Source organism: Clostridium sp. TF11-13AC, from assembly GCF_003481065.1.
In the GTDB taxonomy this organism is placed as follows: domain Bacteria; phylum Bacillota; class Clostridia; order Lachnospirales; family Lachnospiraceae; genus Otoolea; species Otoolea fessa.
On sequence record NZ_QUKJ01000002.1, the window covers coordinates 176,905 to 195,753 of the forward strand.

Annotated in this window: 16 protein-coding genes; 10 read left to right on the forward strand and 6 right to left on the reverse strand. The window is 39.2% G+C overall.

Annotation, left to right across the window (positions count from 1 at the left end; translation table 11 throughout):
• Positions 1–41 precede the first annotated feature (41 nt).
• The 6 genes from hisF to DXD12_RS05060 all read left to right on the forward strand — a co-directional run bounded on the left by hisF (position 42) and on the right by DXD12_RS05060 (position 5,390).
• On the forward strand, positions 42–800 hold the full coding sequence (gene hisF / locus DXD12_RS05035; protein ID WP_117796566.1) for an imidazole glycerol phosphate synthase subunit HisF: 759 nt from the start codon (positions 42–44) through the stop codon (positions 798–800).
• Between the two features lie 331 nt (positions 801–1,131).
• Positions 1,132–1,818 carry a bifunctional phosphoribosyl-AMP cyclohydrolase/phosphoribosyl-ATP diphosphatase HisIE gene (gene hisIE, locus DXD12_RS05040; protein WP_117796565.1) on the forward strand — a complete coding sequence of 229 codons (687 nt, stop codon included), beginning with the start codon at positions 1,132–1,134 and terminating at the stop codon, positions 1,816–1,818.
• 414 nt (positions 1,819–2,232) lie between these two features.
• Positions 2,233–3,009: a hypothetical protein gene (locus DXD12_RS05050; protein ID WP_117796563.1), complete on the forward strand. Its 777-nt coding sequence runs from the start codon at positions 2,233–2,235 to the stop codon at positions 3,007–3,009.
• Positions 3,010–3,163: 154 nt separating this feature from the next.
• Positions 3,164–3,289 carry a hypothetical protein gene (locus DXD12_RS15770; protein WP_270224331.1) on the forward strand — a complete coding sequence of 42 codons (126 nt, stop codon included), beginning with the start codon at positions 3,164–3,166 and terminating at the stop codon, positions 3,287–3,289.
• Between the two features lie 311 nt (positions 3,290–3,600).
• Positions 3,601–4,644 carry an ATP-binding protein gene (locus tag DXD12_RS05055; RefSeq protein WP_347559575.1) on the forward strand — a complete coding sequence of 348 codons (1,044 nt, stop codon included), beginning with the start codon at positions 3,601–3,603 and terminating at the stop codon, positions 4,642–4,644.
• A gap of 152 nt (positions 4,645–4,796) precedes the next feature.
• Positions 4,797–5,390: a YHYH domain-containing protein gene (locus DXD12_RS05060; protein WP_117796562.1), complete on the forward strand. Its 594-nt coding sequence runs from the start codon at positions 4,797–4,799 to the stop codon at positions 5,388–5,390.
• A 137-nt stretch (positions 5,391–5,527) separates the two neighbouring features.
• Here the strand turns inward: DXD12_RS05060 and DXD12_RS15775 are convergent, their stop codons facing one another.
• Positions 5,528–5,650 (reverse strand): hypothetical protein, encoded by a 123-nt coding sequence (locus DXD12_RS15775; protein WP_270523436.1) that lies wholly within the window; start codon positions 5,648–5,650, stop codon positions 5,528–5,530.
• A 155-nt stretch (positions 5,651–5,805) separates the two neighbouring features.
• Positions 5,806–10,197, reverse strand: a complete 4,392-nt coding sequence (locus DXD12_RS15250) for a hypothetical protein (protein WP_182457030.1) — start codon at positions 10,195–10,197, stop codon at positions 5,806–5,808.
• 222 nt (positions 10,198–10,419) lie between these two features.
• On the opposite strand from DXD12_RS15250, the gene DXD12_RS15255 reads away from it, so the two are divergent.
• From DXD12_RS15255 to DXD12_RS05075, 3 genes are all read left to right on the forward strand, one after another.
• Entirely contained in the window at positions 10,420–10,575 is a 156-nt protein-coding gene (locus DXD12_RS15255) for a hypothetical protein (RefSeq protein WP_182434327.1), read from the forward strand.
• Between the two features lie 290 nt (positions 10,576–10,865).
• Positions 10,866–12,137: a hypothetical protein gene (locus tag DXD12_RS05070; protein ID WP_147354009.1), complete on the forward strand. Its 1,272-nt coding sequence runs from the start codon at positions 10,866–10,868 to the stop codon at positions 12,135–12,137.
• A gap of 674 nt (positions 12,138–12,811) precedes the next feature.
• Complete coding sequence (locus tag DXD12_RS05075; RefSeq protein ID WP_118637646.1) at positions 12,812–13,414, forward strand: DarT ssDNA thymidine ADP-ribosyltransferase family protein; 603 nt, start codon at positions 12,812–12,814, stop codon at positions 13,412–13,414.
• Between the two features lie 105 nt (positions 13,415–13,519).
• On the opposite strand, the gene DXD12_RS05080 is transcribed toward DXD12_RS05075, so the two are convergent.
• From DXD12_RS05080 to DXD12_RS05095, 4 genes are all read right to left on the reverse strand, one after another.
• The gene (locus DXD12_RS05080) at positions 13,520–14,614 is read right to left on the reverse strand and encodes a macro domain-containing protein (RefSeq protein ID WP_118637648.1); all 1,095 of its coding nucleotides are present in this window, start codon (positions 14,612–14,614) and stop codon (positions 13,520–13,522) included.
• A gap of 11 nt (positions 14,615–14,625) precedes the next feature.
• Positions 14,626–15,234, reverse strand: coding sequence for a DUF4433 domain-containing protein (locus DXD12_RS05085; protein ID WP_118637650.1), 609 nt, complete (start codon positions 15,232–15,234; stop codon positions 14,626–14,628).
• Positions 15,235–15,416: 182 nt separating this feature from the next.
• Positions 15,417–15,911 carry a hypothetical protein gene (locus tag DXD12_RS05090; RefSeq protein WP_118637652.1) on the reverse strand — a complete coding sequence of 165 codons (495 nt, stop codon included), beginning with the start codon at positions 15,909–15,911 and terminating at the stop codon, positions 15,417–15,419.
• Between the two features lie 40 nt (positions 15,912–15,951).
• Complete coding sequence (locus DXD12_RS05095; RefSeq protein ID WP_118637654.1) at positions 15,952–16,428, reverse strand: hypothetical protein; 477 nt, start codon at positions 16,426–16,428, stop codon at positions 15,952–15,954.
• Between the two features lie 488 nt (positions 16,429–16,916).
• Between DXD12_RS05095 and DXD12_RS05100 the strand changes: the two genes are divergently transcribed.
• Complete coding sequence (locus tag DXD12_RS05100; protein WP_118637941.1) at positions 16,917–18,785, forward strand: nucleoside-diphosphate sugar epimerase/dehydratase; 1,869 nt, start codon at positions 16,917–16,919, stop codon at positions 18,783–18,785.
• The last annotated feature ends 64 nt before the right edge of the window (positions 18,786–18,849 follow it).

Genomic DNA, 18,849 nt, shown 5'->3' on the forward strand with positions numbered 1-18,849 from the left:
TTCGAATGAATAATCAGAAAAAGAAATCAGGAGGGAACGGCATGATTTCAAAACGTATTATTCCGTGTCTGGATGTAAAGAACGGGCGTGTCGTGAAAGGCGTCAACTTCGAGGGAATCCAGGATGTGGCGGATCCGGTCGAGATGGCAGAATTTTACAACCAGAGTGGCGCGGATGAGCTGGTATTTTATGATATTACGGCAAGTGTAGAAGGAAGAAAAATCTTTACCGACATCCTGACTGAGGCGGCAAAACGGGTTTTCATCCCGCTGACGGTCGGCGGCGGCATCAGCACGCTGGATGATTTCGACCGCGTTTTAAAATGCGGCGCGGACAAGGTCAGCGTCAACAGCGGCGCGATCAAAAATCCGGAGCTTATTACCGAGGCGGCACACCGCTACGGCGATCAGTGTGTGGTGCTTTCGATGGATGTCAAACGTGTTGGAGACGAATATCACGTATTTAAGCAGGGCGGGCGTGTCGATACAGGCATTGATGCGCTGGAATGGGCAGAATCCGGCGTCAGACGCGGCGCAGGCGAGCTGGTGGTCAACAGTATCGATACGGACGGTGTGAAGCAGGGATTTGACATTCCGATGCTTTTGGAGATCGCGAAGCGTGTCGATGTGCCGATTATTGCATCGGGAGGCGCGGGAAAGAAAGAAGACTTCTTAGACCTTTTTCAGTATCCGCAGATCGACGCGGGACTGGCAGCAAGTATTTTCCACCGGAAGGAAGTAAATATTAAGGAACTCAAGCAGTATTTGGCGGAGAATGGGGTGGAGATGCGGTTGATCTAATCGCATGGAGTAAAAGTTAGAGGGCGGTGCTTTTTCGTGAAAGGGACGGAAAACAGGCATCCAGAAACTTCCGAAAAACGCTTGCGCTCTTGCGCCTACGCAGCGGTGCTAAGTTCGAAAAGACCTCACTAAGCACCGGCGTATGCGATGTTTTCTACAGTTTTTGGATGCCTGTTCTCCTGTGGAGCACGAAGGAGAGCGTCGGCGCTGCGCTGATCGTACGAAAACATGAGCCAGCAGGCAATTTTTAATGGGATTTTGCGCGTGACTGTGAAGGTACTGAACAGTTACGATGTAATTAAAATTTTATGTGGTAAGGCAGGATAAAAATATGAGTGAGAATATCAACGAGATTGCAGGCGTAGAGCCGTCGTTTAAGATTGATGAGTTAAAGTTTAATGAGAAAGGTCTGATTCCGGCGATTGTGCAGGATCATTATAGCAAGAAGGTTCTGATGATGGCTTGGATGAATAGGGAGAGTCTGGAGATCAGCCTTCGGGAGAAGAAAACCTGTTTTTACAGCCGCAGCCGTCAGGAGCTCTGGAGAAAGGGTGAGACGAGCGGGAATGTGCAGCATATTTCCAGTATTTATGCGGACTGCGATAAGGACACCTTGATTGTCGAGGTGGTCAAGGAAGGTCCGGCGTGCCATACGGGCGCAGAGAGCTGCTTCTTTGAGCCGGTTTACCAGAACGAGGAGATCACGCCGTTTTCCTATGAGGGACTTTACGACCTCATTATGGGACGTAAGACGAATCCGAAGGAAGGAAGTTATACGACTTACCTGTTTGATAAAGGTCTGGACAAGATTCTGAAGAAAGTCGGCGAGGAGTGTACCGAGGTTATCATCGCGGCAGCGAAGAAAGACAAGGACGAAACGATCTACGAGCTGGCAGATCTGTGTTACCATGCCATGGTTCTGATGGCAGACGCGGGCATCAGTGTAGAGGATGTGACGAAAGAGCTGGCGAAGCGGCATGTGGTGGATCATAAGGTGAAGCAGGAGTATATGCGGTAGAAAGCTCTTTTAAGTTTTTGGAGAGTGACGAATATAGTAGAAGGTAAGAATGGGCTATTGCGGATGCAGGTGTTTGCAATAGCCTATTTTTATACGAAAATTATATATATTAAGTGTATGGAATGCCTGGAGAATCAGGTTAAAAATAGGAGTGCAGAAGGAAAAAATGAAATTTGTGAAACAGCAAATGACAACAGATGCTGTTTCGCAAAATATAAGAAAAATGATATGGTCCTTTTTAATGATATGTGCACTCAATTTTAAATTTACAATGTAAAAAACATAGTTTTTACGAGAATGGACGTAAATAAGAATCAAATTTTGAGCACATTGAGAATCAAATTAAGTTTAAGTCTTGACGAAGTGGATGGTAGATGCTATACTAGGCGTGGATTTAAGGAGGGAGATTCTCAGATGGCACAGTCGGCTGAAAAAAATATAAAGGAAAGAAGTTCACTGTATCCCATGTTTTCTATTAAAGAAATTGTGGATTTCATTAATGAAATTGTAAAAATCGGTGGAAAGCGTGTATCTATCAATACTATTGCAAGTGTTCTTGGATTTAGCGTGAAGACAAATTCCTTTCGGGCAAAGATTAGTACTGCAAAGCAGTTTGGATTGATTCGAGGTTCAAATGGAGCGGTTGAACTGACAGAACTTGCCAAGCGGATTGTCTATCCGGTTAATGAATTAGATACCAGACGCGCTATCGTAGAAAGCTTTTTATCGGCTCCGCTATATCGTAAGATCGTGGAAAGATATGAAAACCAGGCCCTTCCTAGTCAAGATAAGCTTAGTAATATACTTCTTTTAGAATACAATCTAACGAAAAGCGCTAAGGATATTGCCGCTGCGAAATTCATTGAAAATGCAGAGCAGGTAGGAATACTGAAAAACGGCATTATTCTTTTGGAATCAGATGAGAATGATATTGACTCCTTTGAGGATGAAAGTTCTTCTAAAGATTCTAAAGAGGTTAGTGAAAATAGTACCGCTGAATCCAAAGAGGAAGTTCTGACGTCGATGGAGCCGTCGGCGTATTGTTTTACAATACCAACACTTTCTGGTTCTGTGGCAAAGGTTATCATTCCCCAGAATGTGACCGAAAAAGATTTAGATTTCATCACACTTTACATTGAAAACATGTTACCCACTTTTATTTCCAACTTAAAAGAAGAGTTGGAAAAATAAAAGCAGACCACCCATAGGTGTTCTGCCTCTTGAATCTGTGTTGCAGCACAAATTCTGCCGACGAGTATGCCGGGATACGTATTTACATTTTTAAATGTATCATACTTTGTCGGGGATTTCAAGAGGAACCTTCAAAAAAGGAGGTGACCGCCTTATGGATAAGGAATATGTCTTAGTATATACTCCATATATTACTCGTAAGGGCGTGCGCATCTGGGCTTCACAATATGGCCTCAAGGTGTTCTGCCTGCGAATCCCTCGCGAAAAGTATCGCGGCTAATTGATGATCAAGATTCTATTCCGGCATAGAATCTTGATTTTTTTTGTAATTGAGAGAGACGGATAGAGTAATTATGAAACATAAAATCAATAAAATAACGGAAAAATCACAAAAATGTTGATATAAAAATCAGAAATTTGTATATTATATAAAAAGGAGATACAAAACATGTTGGTGCAATTTAAAATGAAAAACGTTCTTTCCTTTAAAGAAGAAACGATTTTTGATATGACAGCAATCAGCGCTTATAAAGAGCATCGTCGAACCTGATTGATATAGATACCAAGGAAAAATTCCTGCGGGTAGCAGCTATTTATGGCGCCAATGCCAGCGGAAAGTCCAATTTCGTGTGGGCACTACAGCTTTTTCGGCGGATTGTTTCCCAATCTTTGAACAATGTTGATGACGGAGCTGAGTCCGTACTCAAAAAATGCAGTAAACCATTTTCTTTTGAAGAGAACAAAGGTAATTCAGAATTTGAGATTGTACAGATTCTGCGGGACGAGGAGTATCAGTATGGGTTTGAGTACAATTCTGAGAAGATCGTGATGGAATGGCTGTACAGAAAGAGTTTAAAGACAAACCGTAAAGTGACGATTTTTGAGAGGACGATGCAAAAAGTAAATTTAGGGGTGTACGTTAGAAAAAAATGTGAAGCTTATAAAGATCAAATTCCACCAGAGACATTATTGTTATCTTTCTTTAATAAACTCAAGTTAAAAACAGATATTTTTAAAACGGTTTATTCAGGAATTACAGATGTACTGGTTTTTATGTCGGATGACTATGAAGATACAAGGTTTTTAGATGCTCTTTTACCTAAGGTGATTGATGGAAAAAAGGAAAAGTTATTAGAGTTTCTTACCGCAATAGATATTGGAATAAAGGATATTACTTATAAAGAAAAAGAAACGCTGTTTTTTACATTTCATAAAGGGGCGGATGGGGAATTATATCCTTTGAATTTATACGATGAGTCAGAAGGTACAATCAAGAGTATCATGCTTTTTATCCATGCACATATGGCAATTATCAATGATTATGTACTGGTGATGGATGAGCTAAATGTAAAATTACATCCATTGTTGTTAAAATTTTTTATTGATTTATTTTATGATAACAATTCAATGGCTCAGCTGATTTATACTACACATGATACGACATTAATGGATAAAAAATTCTTCCGAAGGGACCAGATTTGGTTTGTACAGAAAGACGAGCTGGGACATTCGGAATTATGTGCGCTTTCGGACTTTAAGGTGCGTTCCGATGCATCATTTGAAAAGGATTATCTGGCGGGGGTATATGGAGGAATTCCATTTCTTAAGGAGTTTTCCTTGAAAGAAGGTGAGTAAGAAGAGTATGTGTCAGCTGTGTAATGGCAACCGCATGGTTTTATAAGGCAGAATTAGTGCGGTATTATGGCAATTTTCTTGTGTTTTCTGTATGGAAATGTTACAATTAAATTGGAGAGCATTTCATTTTACAGTTACAAGGGGGAGTTATTATGAAACGTTTTAAAAAGTTTGGAACCGCGCTTTTATCCTGTATGATGCTGACGGCATCTTTCACAACAGTCTCAAATATGACGATGATTACAGCTGAGGCGCATCAGGGACGAACCGATGCACAAGGCGGTCATCATGACTACAAGAATAAGAGCGGTCTGGGAAGTTATCATTATCATTGTGGCGGCCATGAGGCACATCTTCATCCAAATGGAGTCTGCCCGTATAAGAATGGGGCTGTTTCGAATGGAAATACGTCCAGCCAGACGCAAACTCAGACACAGGCACAGTCCGCAGGTAATCAGAATCAGGTAGCGGAACAGATGAACACGTATCAGCCGGTGTTTGATGCAAATTATTATTATATGAATAATCCAGATTTGCAGTCGGTCATTGGCTTGGATTCGCAAAAGTTATTTGAGCATTTTTATACGTGTGGTATGGTAGAAGGACGCAGGGCATCGGAGAATTTCGATGTCAGTGTATATAAGGCAAATAACCCGGATTTGGCGGCAGTGTTTGGAGACGATTTGAAGGCTTACTATACACATTATGTGCAGAGTGGGCAGTTGGAGAACCGGGTTTGCAAATAAAAATAGGTGATGGAAGAGAAAAGCCATGCGGTTGTGTAATAAAGCCGCATGGCTTTCTATTTTCGCTTTTCTAAAACCAACTTCCGCATCCTTTGTTTCATGGAAGACCAAAACGGGGGCGGGAAAACTGTCCTGTTTTAGAGTTTAGAGAAATCTGAAAGCATATCTATAAAAGTTAAATGTCCTTGTTTCTTTTCAAAGTGATGCTTTCCGGTATGAAAAACATTTAAAGCATATATGGTTAAACCTATTTTTTTCATGGCATTGGCCTCCGAGGTAATATTTATAAATCTGTAATTTGTAAATGCTAACAAGCCAATTATAGAACTTATGTTCTGCAATGTCAACTGAGTTCGCTATCAGTCCGATATGTATTTCTAAGTAAATGTAGAATTTTGCCTTTGTACCCTTTATTTTAAATCAACTCCCGCAAGAAAAAAGCAATCTGCGATCCTCGATTTACCATATACTCCAGCACCGTCTGAGTCTTCAAAGCCAGTTCCACATCGTTCCTGAAATCCATGCGATGACGTGATACAAAAAGACCGACGTACTCTTCCATATAATACAAGGTTTGCTGATAAAGCGGTAACCGGCAGTCAGGATCACGCGTGACCAGTTTATACATCCAGTCGATTCCGTTTTCAATGTAAGGTTCCCGCCCAACGGTATAGAGCAGCCGGGAAATCGCATAGAACAGGGATTTGAGACTTCCTGATTTGTCGATAAAATCGTCAAAGAAAGCCGCTTTTCCTTCTGGAAGGAAGGCGCATCGGTGAACGCCGGATCTCCAGGGAGAATTGCCAAATAAATAGCTGATAATCACTTTGTCCAGTCCATACGGATGGCGGTCATCAAAAGAAACCTGTGGTTTGCTGCTTAATGCAAGAAGGTAAGGTTTCAGTAATTCCCATATATTCCAGAAAGCATCCGTTTTTCCACAGATATCTTGAATTCGAATAAGTTCGGTAATCAGATATTTTGAGTTATCATTCCGAATCAAATCTGCAGATTTGAAAAATGCATCGATCAGACCTGCCTGTTCTGCCTGCTCACAATGGAGCAGAACATCTGCCAGCCAGGAAACATAGTTTAATGTATATCCAGAAAGTTCCCTGCGTTCGGTGCGCAAATCCCTGTTATCTGTAAAAACAAGTTCCATGACAAGATCTTTCGTTGCATCCGCGAATTTAAATGCCTCTGCTGCTTGGGGAGAGATCAAGGAAAGAAGCGTGAAAATTGTTATATTCTGGAGCTTGGAAAAATCAAAGTCGGTTATATCAACTGAGTCTTTCGCAAGCGCACGGGCAATCACATCCTCATTCCGCTTGAAAAAGTCATCGCTGGAAAATGACTCATTTTTCAAAAGCGCGTCTTCATAAGAATCGGCGAGGAGTGAAAACAGATACAGGAAATGCCATGCAGCATTCTGGCTGTGCACCCAGATGGTTGACGCGATTCCGTTCACGATACGGCTGTTATAACTCCAGTCATTCAGTGCCAATTTAAGAAGCAGGCACAGAGGATTTTCGTCATTTATGGCTTTTATATTATCTTCATTGCTTAAAAGAACCAGTCCAACGGCAATCGCATCGATTCCATTTCCAGCCTGAACGATTTCAAAGTGAGAAGCGTGTGCAAATAAATCAGCAATAGAGAAAATGATACATTCGCATAATGTCCGATCTTCATGTGACAATGTTTCCTTAAAATCCCGAAGTAAAACAGCACTGGTGTAAGATGCGATCGCGGTAAAGCGGTCCACGATCACAGATATATCGTCGGAAGAGAGTTCCTCATTGCGAACTTCAGGGTCCATATATGCCCAGATTTCGTTCAGCTCTGAGCAAATGGTGCGGACATTCTCATACTTTTTATATTCCCGGAATTTAACATCATGGTGGAATTTATAATCGCTCCATAACTGTAAATCCATATATTTCAGATGAGGTTCATAGGCGGCGGCGCTCTTCTGGCTTAATGCTTTCATGTCTTCTGTAAAATCAGGGAGAACCGTACAGAGTGTCTGCCCGTGCTCATTTTCCCGAACATCAACAATTTCCTGATAATGTCGTAAATCCATCCGGTAATAGGCAAATTTGTCATTGGATGACCAGGTATCGATATCGGCAGTCGCTCGGTCAATCGCTTGATAAAGTGTTTGTTTTCGGAAATTGAAGGCTTCTGTTGAAAGACCGCTGGAATTTGTTTGATACGATAAAATAACTTCTTCCAGACGTTTTTTCCTGAAAGGAAGCCGGTTACTTTCTAGCCGTTCTTTTTCAAGAAGATCTTTTCCGGTCAACAAAAAGGAAGCTGAGGATTCGGCGGTAAAGCGGTATGAATCCAGATGAAACAGTTCTTTTGTACGCAGAAGCTCACAGGCAATCTCAAATAATTTATCTGGATAAGCTTCTGCGGCGCTGACGATCACGGAAGTTAACATAACATTGCGGGACTTCTGCAGGATATAGCGGCAATAATTAACAACAATAAGAGTTTCTGAATGCTCGATAACCATAAGAAGCCATTTTTCAAACCCCATCAAGAGACTAATCAGAAGATTTGGACCAACCGAAGTTCCGCGGTACATCTTCCAGAGTCGGTCAGATGCAATTTGTTCTACAGGTATATTGTTTACATAAATAGTAATGTTTGTACATTCCCCATAATCCTCATTTAAAGATGAATGTGCGTAGGAATTACCAGCTTGATTGCAAAAATCAATTAACCAATCAGTTACAAGATTTTGTTCGGCTTGCAGCAATGGGATAATTGGTGTTGCATAAGCGCTTGCGGTTTGATACCAAAAGTCCAGATGAGGATTTAAACCGAAATCTTCTTCAACATCAGGATGGGCGTAATGGGTACGAAGAGTCATATTGGAGTGAACCCACAATTTTGCCATCAGATGAAGCGCGATTTCAGGCATTGCAGCTGGAACCATTCCATAATGATAAATATCCGATACAGCACATTTTGCCAGGTCCGTATACATACGGGGAAGAGGAGGATGATTTTCATCGCCTGTTTTTTCATCTATTACCATTTGAAAAAGAGATTTTAAGGGTTCCTGAATCATCCATGCGGAATTTACCAATACATCCTGCAGCTTTTCTACCTGCCCTTTTTCAAAGGTATAACGCAGATCCTTGTCGTTGGCTATTTTTTGAAACAAAAATACCCCGATTTCTCCGGCCATGCGGGTGTTTTCTGATTTGGCATGAGCGAGGTGTTTGGTCCAGGAATCCAGTACCTCGATGATGATAGAGATCAGGCTTTCATCCCAAAGAATAGTCTCTTTTTGCTCCAGCAAAAATGCAAACAAAGCTTGCCAGGCATAGCCGGATGGCTTGGAAAGGCGAAACGGAATCAGATTTCCAGTACTCCAGTATTGCTCCCAGTTCTCTGCGGCGCGGCAGCAGGTGTTGATTAAAATTACAAGTTTTCGTAACAGCTCATAGTTGTTTGCAGCCATCTTTTGTGTCAGCTTTTGATAAACTACTTTTAAAGATTCCGTGCTGATAACCGTTAAGAGAATCTCATCTTTCCATATCCGCTCTATCTGTTCGCAGTCGAGAAGGTGGAAAATAAGCTCCTGATGCGTTGGAACAGCGGCAAAATCAGCCAGCCATCCGCGAAATAGCTTTCGGATGCGGAGAGAAGGGTGGAAATCGGCAAAAAACTGCTTATTCAGGGTACCATGCCGGTAGCGTTCAGTAAAAATATGACCGACAACCAACTCTTCAAATACATCATGGCTGTGCAAATATCTTCTGGCATCGTCGCTTTGGAACAGCACGCCGCTTTTTTCCAGTTCAGAAAGTGCCTCGGAATCATCCTCTGCGAGAATCTCATGATAATAAATCTCATTTCGAAGCATTTTCGTGGTCAAAGAAATAAGGGCCGTTTCCCTTCTGGTTGGCAGATTGTCCTTCCGCTTCCGGCTGTTACGGATGATATCATTCCAGATTTTTTCCTCAAATGCCTCACGGTTCAAAGAACGCATCGATTCATCCTCGAGGTTTTCCAGAGCCAGATATAAGCCCAGATAGAAAGGCGCACAGAGCAGATCCAGCAGCCGCTTATCCTGTGGCAGCTGAAAACCATAGGTATGGGATAGAGTGGACAGCTTATCTAGGTTAATTGGTTCGACCTGGTAGGTCTGAACCTTGCTGCCGTGTAATAGAGAGTTTTGAAAAGAATCCCGGTACGCGGTTCGGAGTGTCAAAATGATTTTCCATCCAGCGGCTATAAAGCGGTTCAGGATACCCTCAAACGTTTCCTGATATTCACAAATAAAAAACTTTTCGGCTGCATCGATATAGAGCACACGTGTGACAGCCATTTTGTATACATCGATCACTTCATCCAAATTTAATTCGCCATAACGCGTCAAAAAATTTAGTATATCATTCACATCCAGATCGGTGCTTTTAAAGGCAAGGAACGCGCAGTCACCTGTAAGTTCATTTGTAAGCTGTTTTACCAGAGCCGATTTTCCGGAACCGGCAGCTCCGTCAATGAGCAAAATGACCGCATCAGAATTTAGAAACGAGTTAAGGTCTAGTTGGATATGTTCCAGAGTAATATCGTTTTCTCTATATCTTACGCTGGTGTGAATGTGATCAAATATCTCTCTTTTATGTTTTACAAGATTTTCACAGCAGGTCTGTACGGCAGAGTCCACCTGAAAAAACACATTGCGGCAAATGGTAAGCTGCTTATCCTGCATCAACTGCGCTTCCAGATTGCTGGGACCCCGCCAGATAAGTTCAATGCCAAGCTCTTCAGCGGCTGCTTCCACCTTTTTCTGATAGGAGGGCCTGATATCGTCCTTTTTAGAACTGGGGGAAAATTCACGGCTGATATAGAAATAGAGTGTTGTAATACCCGGATATCTCTGTGCAGCTCCCTTGACAGCACCGATTAGTTCCTGTTCTTTGGAAGACATGGTAACACTGTCTGCATAGTATTTCGACTGGAAACCAATATAGCGATCGCCCACATGAATGGGATTTGTCTCAATATGGGGCTGGTTGAAGTAGCGGAAAATACCGTAGGGCTGCTGGAACTCATGGCAGAAGAGGTAGTATGTGAGGGATTCAAAGGCGTGTTGGGGATTGGTGGAGTATTTGTAGTTAAATGCGGTCCAGTTGACGGATGTTTGTGGGATCATGGGTGAGAGCCTCCTTTGGGTGGTGTGATAAGGGTATTGTAGCATAGGGGGGAGGGGAAGGGGAATGGGAAAAGAGCAGACGACGGAGATTTGATTTTTTATTTCACGTAAAGTTTAGAAGGAAAAATATCGGAACAAATATATTTTTTAAATAATACATGAAGTTTGCTGTGTGATTTTGTGCAACTTTGCTTGCTTATGGTTGAATAATTTAGAAAATAGCAGTAGAATAGTCATCGTCGCACTTTTTGAATGGATGTATTATGTGCTTTTTATAATAGGGGGGGATGTTTGGTTTGCACAAAAGAAAAAGACGCTCTTCTAGTGCGCCAAAGAGAACGCTACGCCTCACAATAAAAGCAGTAGTATTCGCTTTCATTTTGATTACCATTATATTTACTTGGCTTCGAATGGTCGGATTTGAACGATATATTCTGGTAACTATTGTTCTGCTTTTTGCTGCGTTTGCTGTTCGAGATTTTCTTTTTCGATTTAAAAATCACATGGATGAAATTGAAAAAAATAAAGAGTGGCCCAGAAAAATACAAGAACTGTCGGAACAAGTAGAATCTGTGTCGGATTCGTTTGTTTTAGGAATTGTAAAATATATATATGCTTTTAAAAGAAATGGTTTTATTGTAACAGAACTGATTTTTAGTGGAGCTATTTTGGCGGGTTCTGTAGTCGCAATTTCATTTCCACAGAATTGGTTTCTCCAAAAGCCTGGGGTGGGTAGAACACTTCGAAATGCGCTGGTTATGTGTGCTGCTCCCAATGAGTTAGCCATTACTGACGGCAGTGAAACTACAGCAGATTCGATTCCAGAGTCAAAAACAATTATAGCGCAAAATACGGAACAAAATGCTACAGTGTTATCATTGGATAATGAGTCTACAGAAAATGTGGATTCGGATACAGTTGAAAATAATACGTACATTAACAATTTGAGACAGGTGCCATTAATGGAAGCAGATCGTTCTCCGGTATTTTCGAAGACAAGACAAGCAGAGCTGCTTTTTCAATCTGGCAGTAGCATAGTTTCTTATCGTATGGAGATGGAAGAGGCTGTTAATATAGTTCAGGGTTTTCTAAAAAAAGAACACCCACCGTGTCAAAAAGAAACGTTAAATAATGCGGATGAATCCATTAAATCCAAGGTTAGTTATTTATCAAAGTGGCCCATTCATTCTTCTAATGATTTGGATAAGGTTCTCGAAGAACAAATAGCTATTTATAATGGTGATTCTAAGGGAAATATTGTTCAGGCCAGGAGTTATAACTTGGCGCAGTTGATTGCTAATAACTATTATGGTTATGGTTTAGCCTATTATGATCGAGGAACAAATCCGGAGACTGCGTTGTCATATATGCTTTTATCAATTGAGTGGCGTTTTTGTATGATGGATTTTGAACTATCAAGCGATCCTGATGAACAAATTCGCAGACATAATAATATTTATGAACGTATTATTCAAACGTATAAAGATATAGCATCGCTTTCAGGACTTTCTTCGGAAATTCATATGCAGGCTACTTTTTTGGCGGAAGTATTTGTTAGATTAAAATAACTATATTTTTGAATATGAGTATGATTGCATCAGTATTTAAATATATAGTTGTTTTACTTTTTTGTATTGAAATGATAAAGTTCGAAAATTTACACATGAAAAGATAATAACTGAAAAGAAAGAATATGTTGACATATTATGACAAATTCATTATATTATATATAAGGTGTGTATCCTCGTACGAAATAGGGCACATAGCATATTTGGATTGTAAAAAACCTTTGTATGAATTAAGACTTACAATTGATAATTTACATAAATGCTATATTTAACATACATAGTAAGTCAAATATAGAGGAGGCGTTTACAATCGACATGAATATTTTGTTAAGGGATTTTTGTTTATTTATTCTTGGTATATATGGGGAAAAGATATTTGATTATCTACACATCTTAGTACAAAAGCGAGAAGTGCAGTATTTTATGTTTTTAATAGTATCGTTTGTTTCGATACATATGCTTTTGACTTACCTCTAGGAAAATAGACAAATCCGCTACGCCCCCAGTTTTTAAACTGGGGGTTTGATGAATATGTATATAGATTCTTATATTGATGACAGTAGGGGCGATGATTAAGTTGAGCAAAGAATGTGGAGATAAGATGATGATAAACAAAAAATATGTTTTATCGGTATTGATATCAGTATAATAAAAATAATGAGTGGGAGATATATATGACAGGAATAGAGGATGTAAAGAGCCAAAAAATATTATATCATTTGACCAAATTTGAAAATCTAGATTCGATTTTAAAATTTGGTTTATTACCGAGAAATGTGCTTTTAAAACAAGATAAAATATTTAATGATATAGCAGATCCTAATATAATTAGTAAAAGAGCGGGATTGGCTAATTATGTGCCATTTCATTTTCATCCATATTCAGCTTTTGATATGGCGGTAAAGAGTAAACATGATGGTCAAACAATGATTTATATATGCATAAAAAGAGAGTATGCAAAAAATAATGGCTTTTATGTTTTGCCAAGACATCCATTATCGGACGAAAATATTCAATTATTTAATTATGATGATGGATTCAATAAAATTGATTGGGATACGATGAAAACAAAAAATAGAACTGATAATTATGCAAAAGAGGTGAAAATGGCGGAGTGTTTAACGAAAACAAGAATTCCAGCAAATTGTTTTGCTTGTATATTTGTGCCATCAGAAGAAATAAAAAATGAAGTTGAAAAGAAACTGAAACAAAATGGGATTTATCCGCCTTTTGCCGTACTTGTTCAAAAAAAGTGGTTTAATATTTCTGGGCGTTAATAATAAGATAAATGAAAATTGATTTTTAATAATTCGGAAGTTTCTTATAGAAACTTCCGAAAAACTATAGAGTAGAAATGAATAAAGGTAAAAATTGTACACAAATTAATAAGACATTTTATCTGGCAATGAATTGCTATGTTGTACTGAAATAAGAGAGAGCATTGCAAGATTGTTGATTGTACTACAAACTTCGGCTTCTTTTTGCTGTTTCCAATGAGGCTTCCAAGACATGATAAAATCATAAATATCTTTATCATATAGAGCCTGTTTTTCCTTATATAATTCATCATATGAATATAAAACTGTTGTCATTATTTCTGCTTGTTCTGTGCTTTTAATTCGGCCAAATAAGTCGACGGTTTTTTTCATTGCATTCCATTCTTCTGGACTAAAATTGCTTTTGCGTATAATTACGTCATCAGAGACATGTAGTGAAATCATTCGACCTAAAGTCTGCTCCGTAATTAAATTTGCGTTTGCTAATGCTGTAATAGAATCTTTGACATTGGCAGAATAAGGGCCATAGGACCCTTTTGAAAATATAAATCCTGTTTTGATACCATTTCTTGTCATGACATAACATATTTTTTGATAGATTGTTCTTCCGACTTTTAATGAATATGTTCTGCTATTAAGTTCTTTTACAGCTTCTAATATTAAATACCATGTAGGATTGATTTTTATTGCACTTTTTCCTGTAATATTATTGTTAATGATTTTTTTTGATAAAAAGTCATTCGTAATTTCATTAGGCTTTGTGCCAAATGGGGCATATATTTCGATTTCGATTGGTAAATTAATTAGTTTTTGATACATAATAGGTCCGACGCTCTCCCATGAAAGCCCTCCGTTTCCACACCCTAATGGAGGAAATGCAATACTTGTAATTTTGTAGTCGCCATAATTTTTTATAAACCAATCTAATCCGTCTATAATAAAAGATAATTTGGAAGAGGATCTCCAGTGATTTTTTGTTGGAAAATTAAGGATTTTGATACCATTTCCAACATCAAATACATATGGTGTTCCAGTTTGAACTTGTCCGGATTTGCATTTGTTTACATAATCAAAAAACATTTCTGGATATTTTTTTTTGAATTCCAAAGCAATTCCCTTACCCATTACACCTACACAATTAATAGTATTGACAAGGGTTGAGCATTTGCTTTCAAAAATATTCCCAATTTTTACTTTCATATTATCAACTCCTAAAAAAACAAGCTTTTTTCTATAAAGATTTTTTTGTTAAATCCAGTGGATTTTAAATTGATTTTGGCATTTTCATTTACAACAGCTGCACACATTACATAATCAAATGGAATATAATGAGGAACTAAAACTTCGGCACATTTAATAGATTTTTTTTTGCATTGTTCGTAATAATTGTCATCGATCCAATATTTAGCATAAACAGAGTTAAAATCTATATTGTCTAACCCTGTGAATGCATCATAGAAAGCAGCATAATCACTAGAAGCATTTCTGTCTGAAAGAATAACATCTTCAAAATCTAAAACTACTTTGTCGAATTTTAAAATACAAATTTCTTCATTTTGGTTTCGTCTTTTGGATAACATTGGGTTCCATGGATCAAAATAAAGATTGGCATATTGATGCAGCCTTAATCCATTAGGGATTCGAATAAGGTCTCTTCTGTCCTGTACTTCATTCATTGCAATTGATGTATGATTGATTTTACGGGCTTTTTCATTAGATAATAATCCTCTTTTCATAATGGATGGGATATTATTAATGGGTTGAATATTATAAAGACCTGTCTGATGCGTGATTTCTTCAAATCTATCGGATGCTCTCATTAGTATACCTCTATTATAGCAGATTATATGGAATTGCGCAAACGTTTGTTCTTGCCGCAGCGCTTTAAACTTTAAGTGTTAATATATAGTAATAAATAAAAAATTGTTGAAAGAAGGGTACCACTTTTTTGATGAAATTCTCTAGAATATTGTGATATAAAAAGTCTATTCTTTATTTTCGATTAAACAGTTTTCTCCCTAACTTCAAAGTTCCCTAAACATAAAAAAGCCTCTTTATGATTTAGAATATCTGTGACACTAAAATCGGGCATATCTTTTTCATAAGGGAATACATATGCTCGAATTTCATATACTCCTGTTTTGGTAAATTTAAGTTTTTTAATTTCTACTTTTATACTTGATGCAAAAGCATCTGAAAAAGAACATTCGCGTCCTTTACCATCCACTCGTTGAGAACCAGAGACTCTTCGTAAGATACTTTTGCTTAGCATTTTTACACTATTAGCTTCGTTTTCTTTAAATTCTTGAACACGATATATCAAATAATAGACGATCATTGCCTTGGGCGGATATTCAACGCCAGAAAAGAACATTACAAGGTCAAAAGATTGACGTTGAGCGTCGTTTAGAGTTATCGTATTAAAGATACCGGTAATATTTCCATTATTCTTATCAAAATTTTGACATAAAATAAGATTTCCATTCAAATTTTCCATTTTTATATCTCCATATTACTAACTTCTTGAGAGTCACTGTCTATATCATCGTTTCTAAGTGTATATTCTGAAACTTTTTGAGCAGTAGCATCCGGTAATGAATCAATTCGTTTATTAATTCGTCTAGACCGTCATTTACCTTTTGTAAACTGTTTTCAATGGTGTCATTGATGCGATTTACAGTTTCTTGCGATTGTTTGATTTCCTTGGCAGCTGCTTCTAATTGGTCTTTTATGTGTTCGGTTTTTCCTTCTCCTGTAATACTCATTATGATGGCTAATACAGATAAAATGATAGATGTGATCGTACTTGCAAAGGACATTTGCTCTACAAAACCTTTATGGTCATACGTTAATAATGAAAATAACCATATGCATATTATGGAGGCAATGATAAGCAAGTATGTGCTGTGCAATTTTGTTTTTATACATTTTATCTTTATTTTATATTCATCATCTTTAGAACAGGGACATTCTTTGCCTGTTTCTATTTCACCAAAAGGGAGTTTGATTTTCATGGTTGTTACCTTTCTATATTGATATATGCATGATACCTTGAAGCGGTTGATTTTACAAGAGAAAACGAGAAATTTTTTATTTAAAGGCAATAAAATTGAGATATCTTGAAAGAATTTTTGATGAATTACAAATTATATCAAATAAGACACACAAAGCGAAGCGAAAAGAAGAGAACCTTCTCCCAAGGCTCTCTCCCCATCATACAGCCGATTGCGCTTGTCCAGTGATGAGAAGAAGGAACGAAGCGCTGTATGACACCCCAATCATAACGAAAAATCCTACAATTTTCAAGCAATTACGAAAAAAATCTCATATACTCACTTCAAAAGCGATGTCCCCCCTGATTCTTAAGAATTTCCTAACCTTTTCTTCCCATAAACTTCTATTGAATCCCCACCGAAAGTAGCGTATAATAAACTAGAATTTATCTGTCTAGTGGAAGGATAAAAACAAAATGAAATACTAGGGATGGGCAATTGCAATGAATATGAATGTTGTACTGGAGAAGTACCTGCCTCATAGCAAAAGGGCACGTATGATGATTTTGATGGTGGTCGATGCACTGGCTGTGTGCATGGCATCATTTTTGGGACTCTTTGTCCGCTTCGATATGAACGCGTGGAAGATCCCGGTGGAGTATGCAGGACCCGTTGAGGCATATCTTCCTCTTTACATAGTAACTACACTGATTATCTTCTTCTTGTTCCGCCTGTACGCGATCATGTGGAGTGTGGCAGGCATCCGGGAGGCACTGCGTATTGTGGGATCCTGTGCACTGGCGACGCTGGTGCAGGTTGCTGGAATGGTATTTCTGGAGCACAGGGTTCCGAGAAGTTTTTATGTGATTTGTTTTATAGCGTTAACCTGTATGGAGCTGGGGGTCCGCCTGTCCTATCGTATATTGACAACTATTGTGCCTCAGAATATGGGACAAACTGAGCGGAGAATCATGATCGTGGGTGCAGGAAGCTCCGGCGCCGTGATATTGAAAGAGATGACCAGCAGCCAGCAGGTAAGTGATAGGGTTGTCTGCTTTATCGATGACAATCCGAATAAACAGGGAAAATATTTAAATGAGGTACCGATCGTAGGTACCCGGAATGATATTCCGGAAATGGCGGCAAAATACCGGGTTGATGAAATCTATATTGCGATGCCATCTGCTTCGGCAAAAGAACGCAAGGAGATCATTGAGATTTGCCGTAAAACAGACTGTAAAGTAAAGACCCTTCCGGGCATCTATCAGCTTTTAAACGGGGAAGTGGGCGTGTCCAAGCTTCGTGAAGTACAGATCGAAGATTTGCTTGGTCGCGATCCGATCCGTGTCAATCTAGACGAGATCATGGGATATGTCAGTGGTAAAGTGGTGCTGGTTACCGGAGGCGGCGGTTCTATCGGAAGCGAGCTGTGCCGTCAGATTGCGGCCCACAATCCTAAGCAGCTGATCATTGTGGATATCTATGAGAACAATGCTTACGATATCCAGATGGAACTGCGGGAAAAATATCCGGCTCTGAACCTAGAGGTATTGATTGCCTCTGTGCGAAATACACACCGTATCGATACAATCTTTGAAAAATACAGACCGGAGATCGTATATCATGCGGCAGCGCATAAGCACGTTCCGCTGATGGAAGACAGCCCGAATGAGGCGATCAAGAATAACGTATTTGGTACATATAAAACAGCCAAAGCGGCCGATAAATACGGCGTCAAGCGCTTTGTGCTGATTTCAACGGATAAGGCGGTGAACCCGACTAACATCATGGGTGCTTCCAAACGTATGTGCGAGATGGTTATCCAGATGATGAACGCGAAATCCAAGACCGATTTCGTGGCAGTACGATTTGGCAATGTACTCGGCAGCAACGGCTCGGTTATCCCGCTTTTCAAGAGACAGATCGCAGAAGGCGGACCGGTGACGGTTACACATCCAGACATTATCCGCTATTTCATGACGATCCCGGAGGCGGTATCTCTGGTACTGCAGGCAGGTGCCTATGCAAAAGGTGGCGAGATTTTTGTTCTGGATATGGGAGAGCCGGTTAAGATTCTTGATCTGGCTAAAAACCTGATTCGTCTTTCTGGTTACCGGGTAGATGAAGATATCAAGATTGAGTTTACGGGACTTCGTCCAGGTGAAAAATTGTACGAAGAACTTCTGATGAATGAGGAAGGACTTCAGGATACTCCAAATAAGCTGATTCATATTGGTAAACCGATAGATTTTGATATGGATTACTTTGCACATCAGCTGGATGAGCTGTATGAGATAGCAAACCGGGATTCGGATAGTATCAAAGAAGTTGTAAGAATGATTGTGCCGACATATGTGAAGCCGGTACAGACAAAGTGAGTATGCTTGTTTTGAAATGTAAAGTATTAAAATTAATTAATCGAACGAGGAATATTGAAAGCAT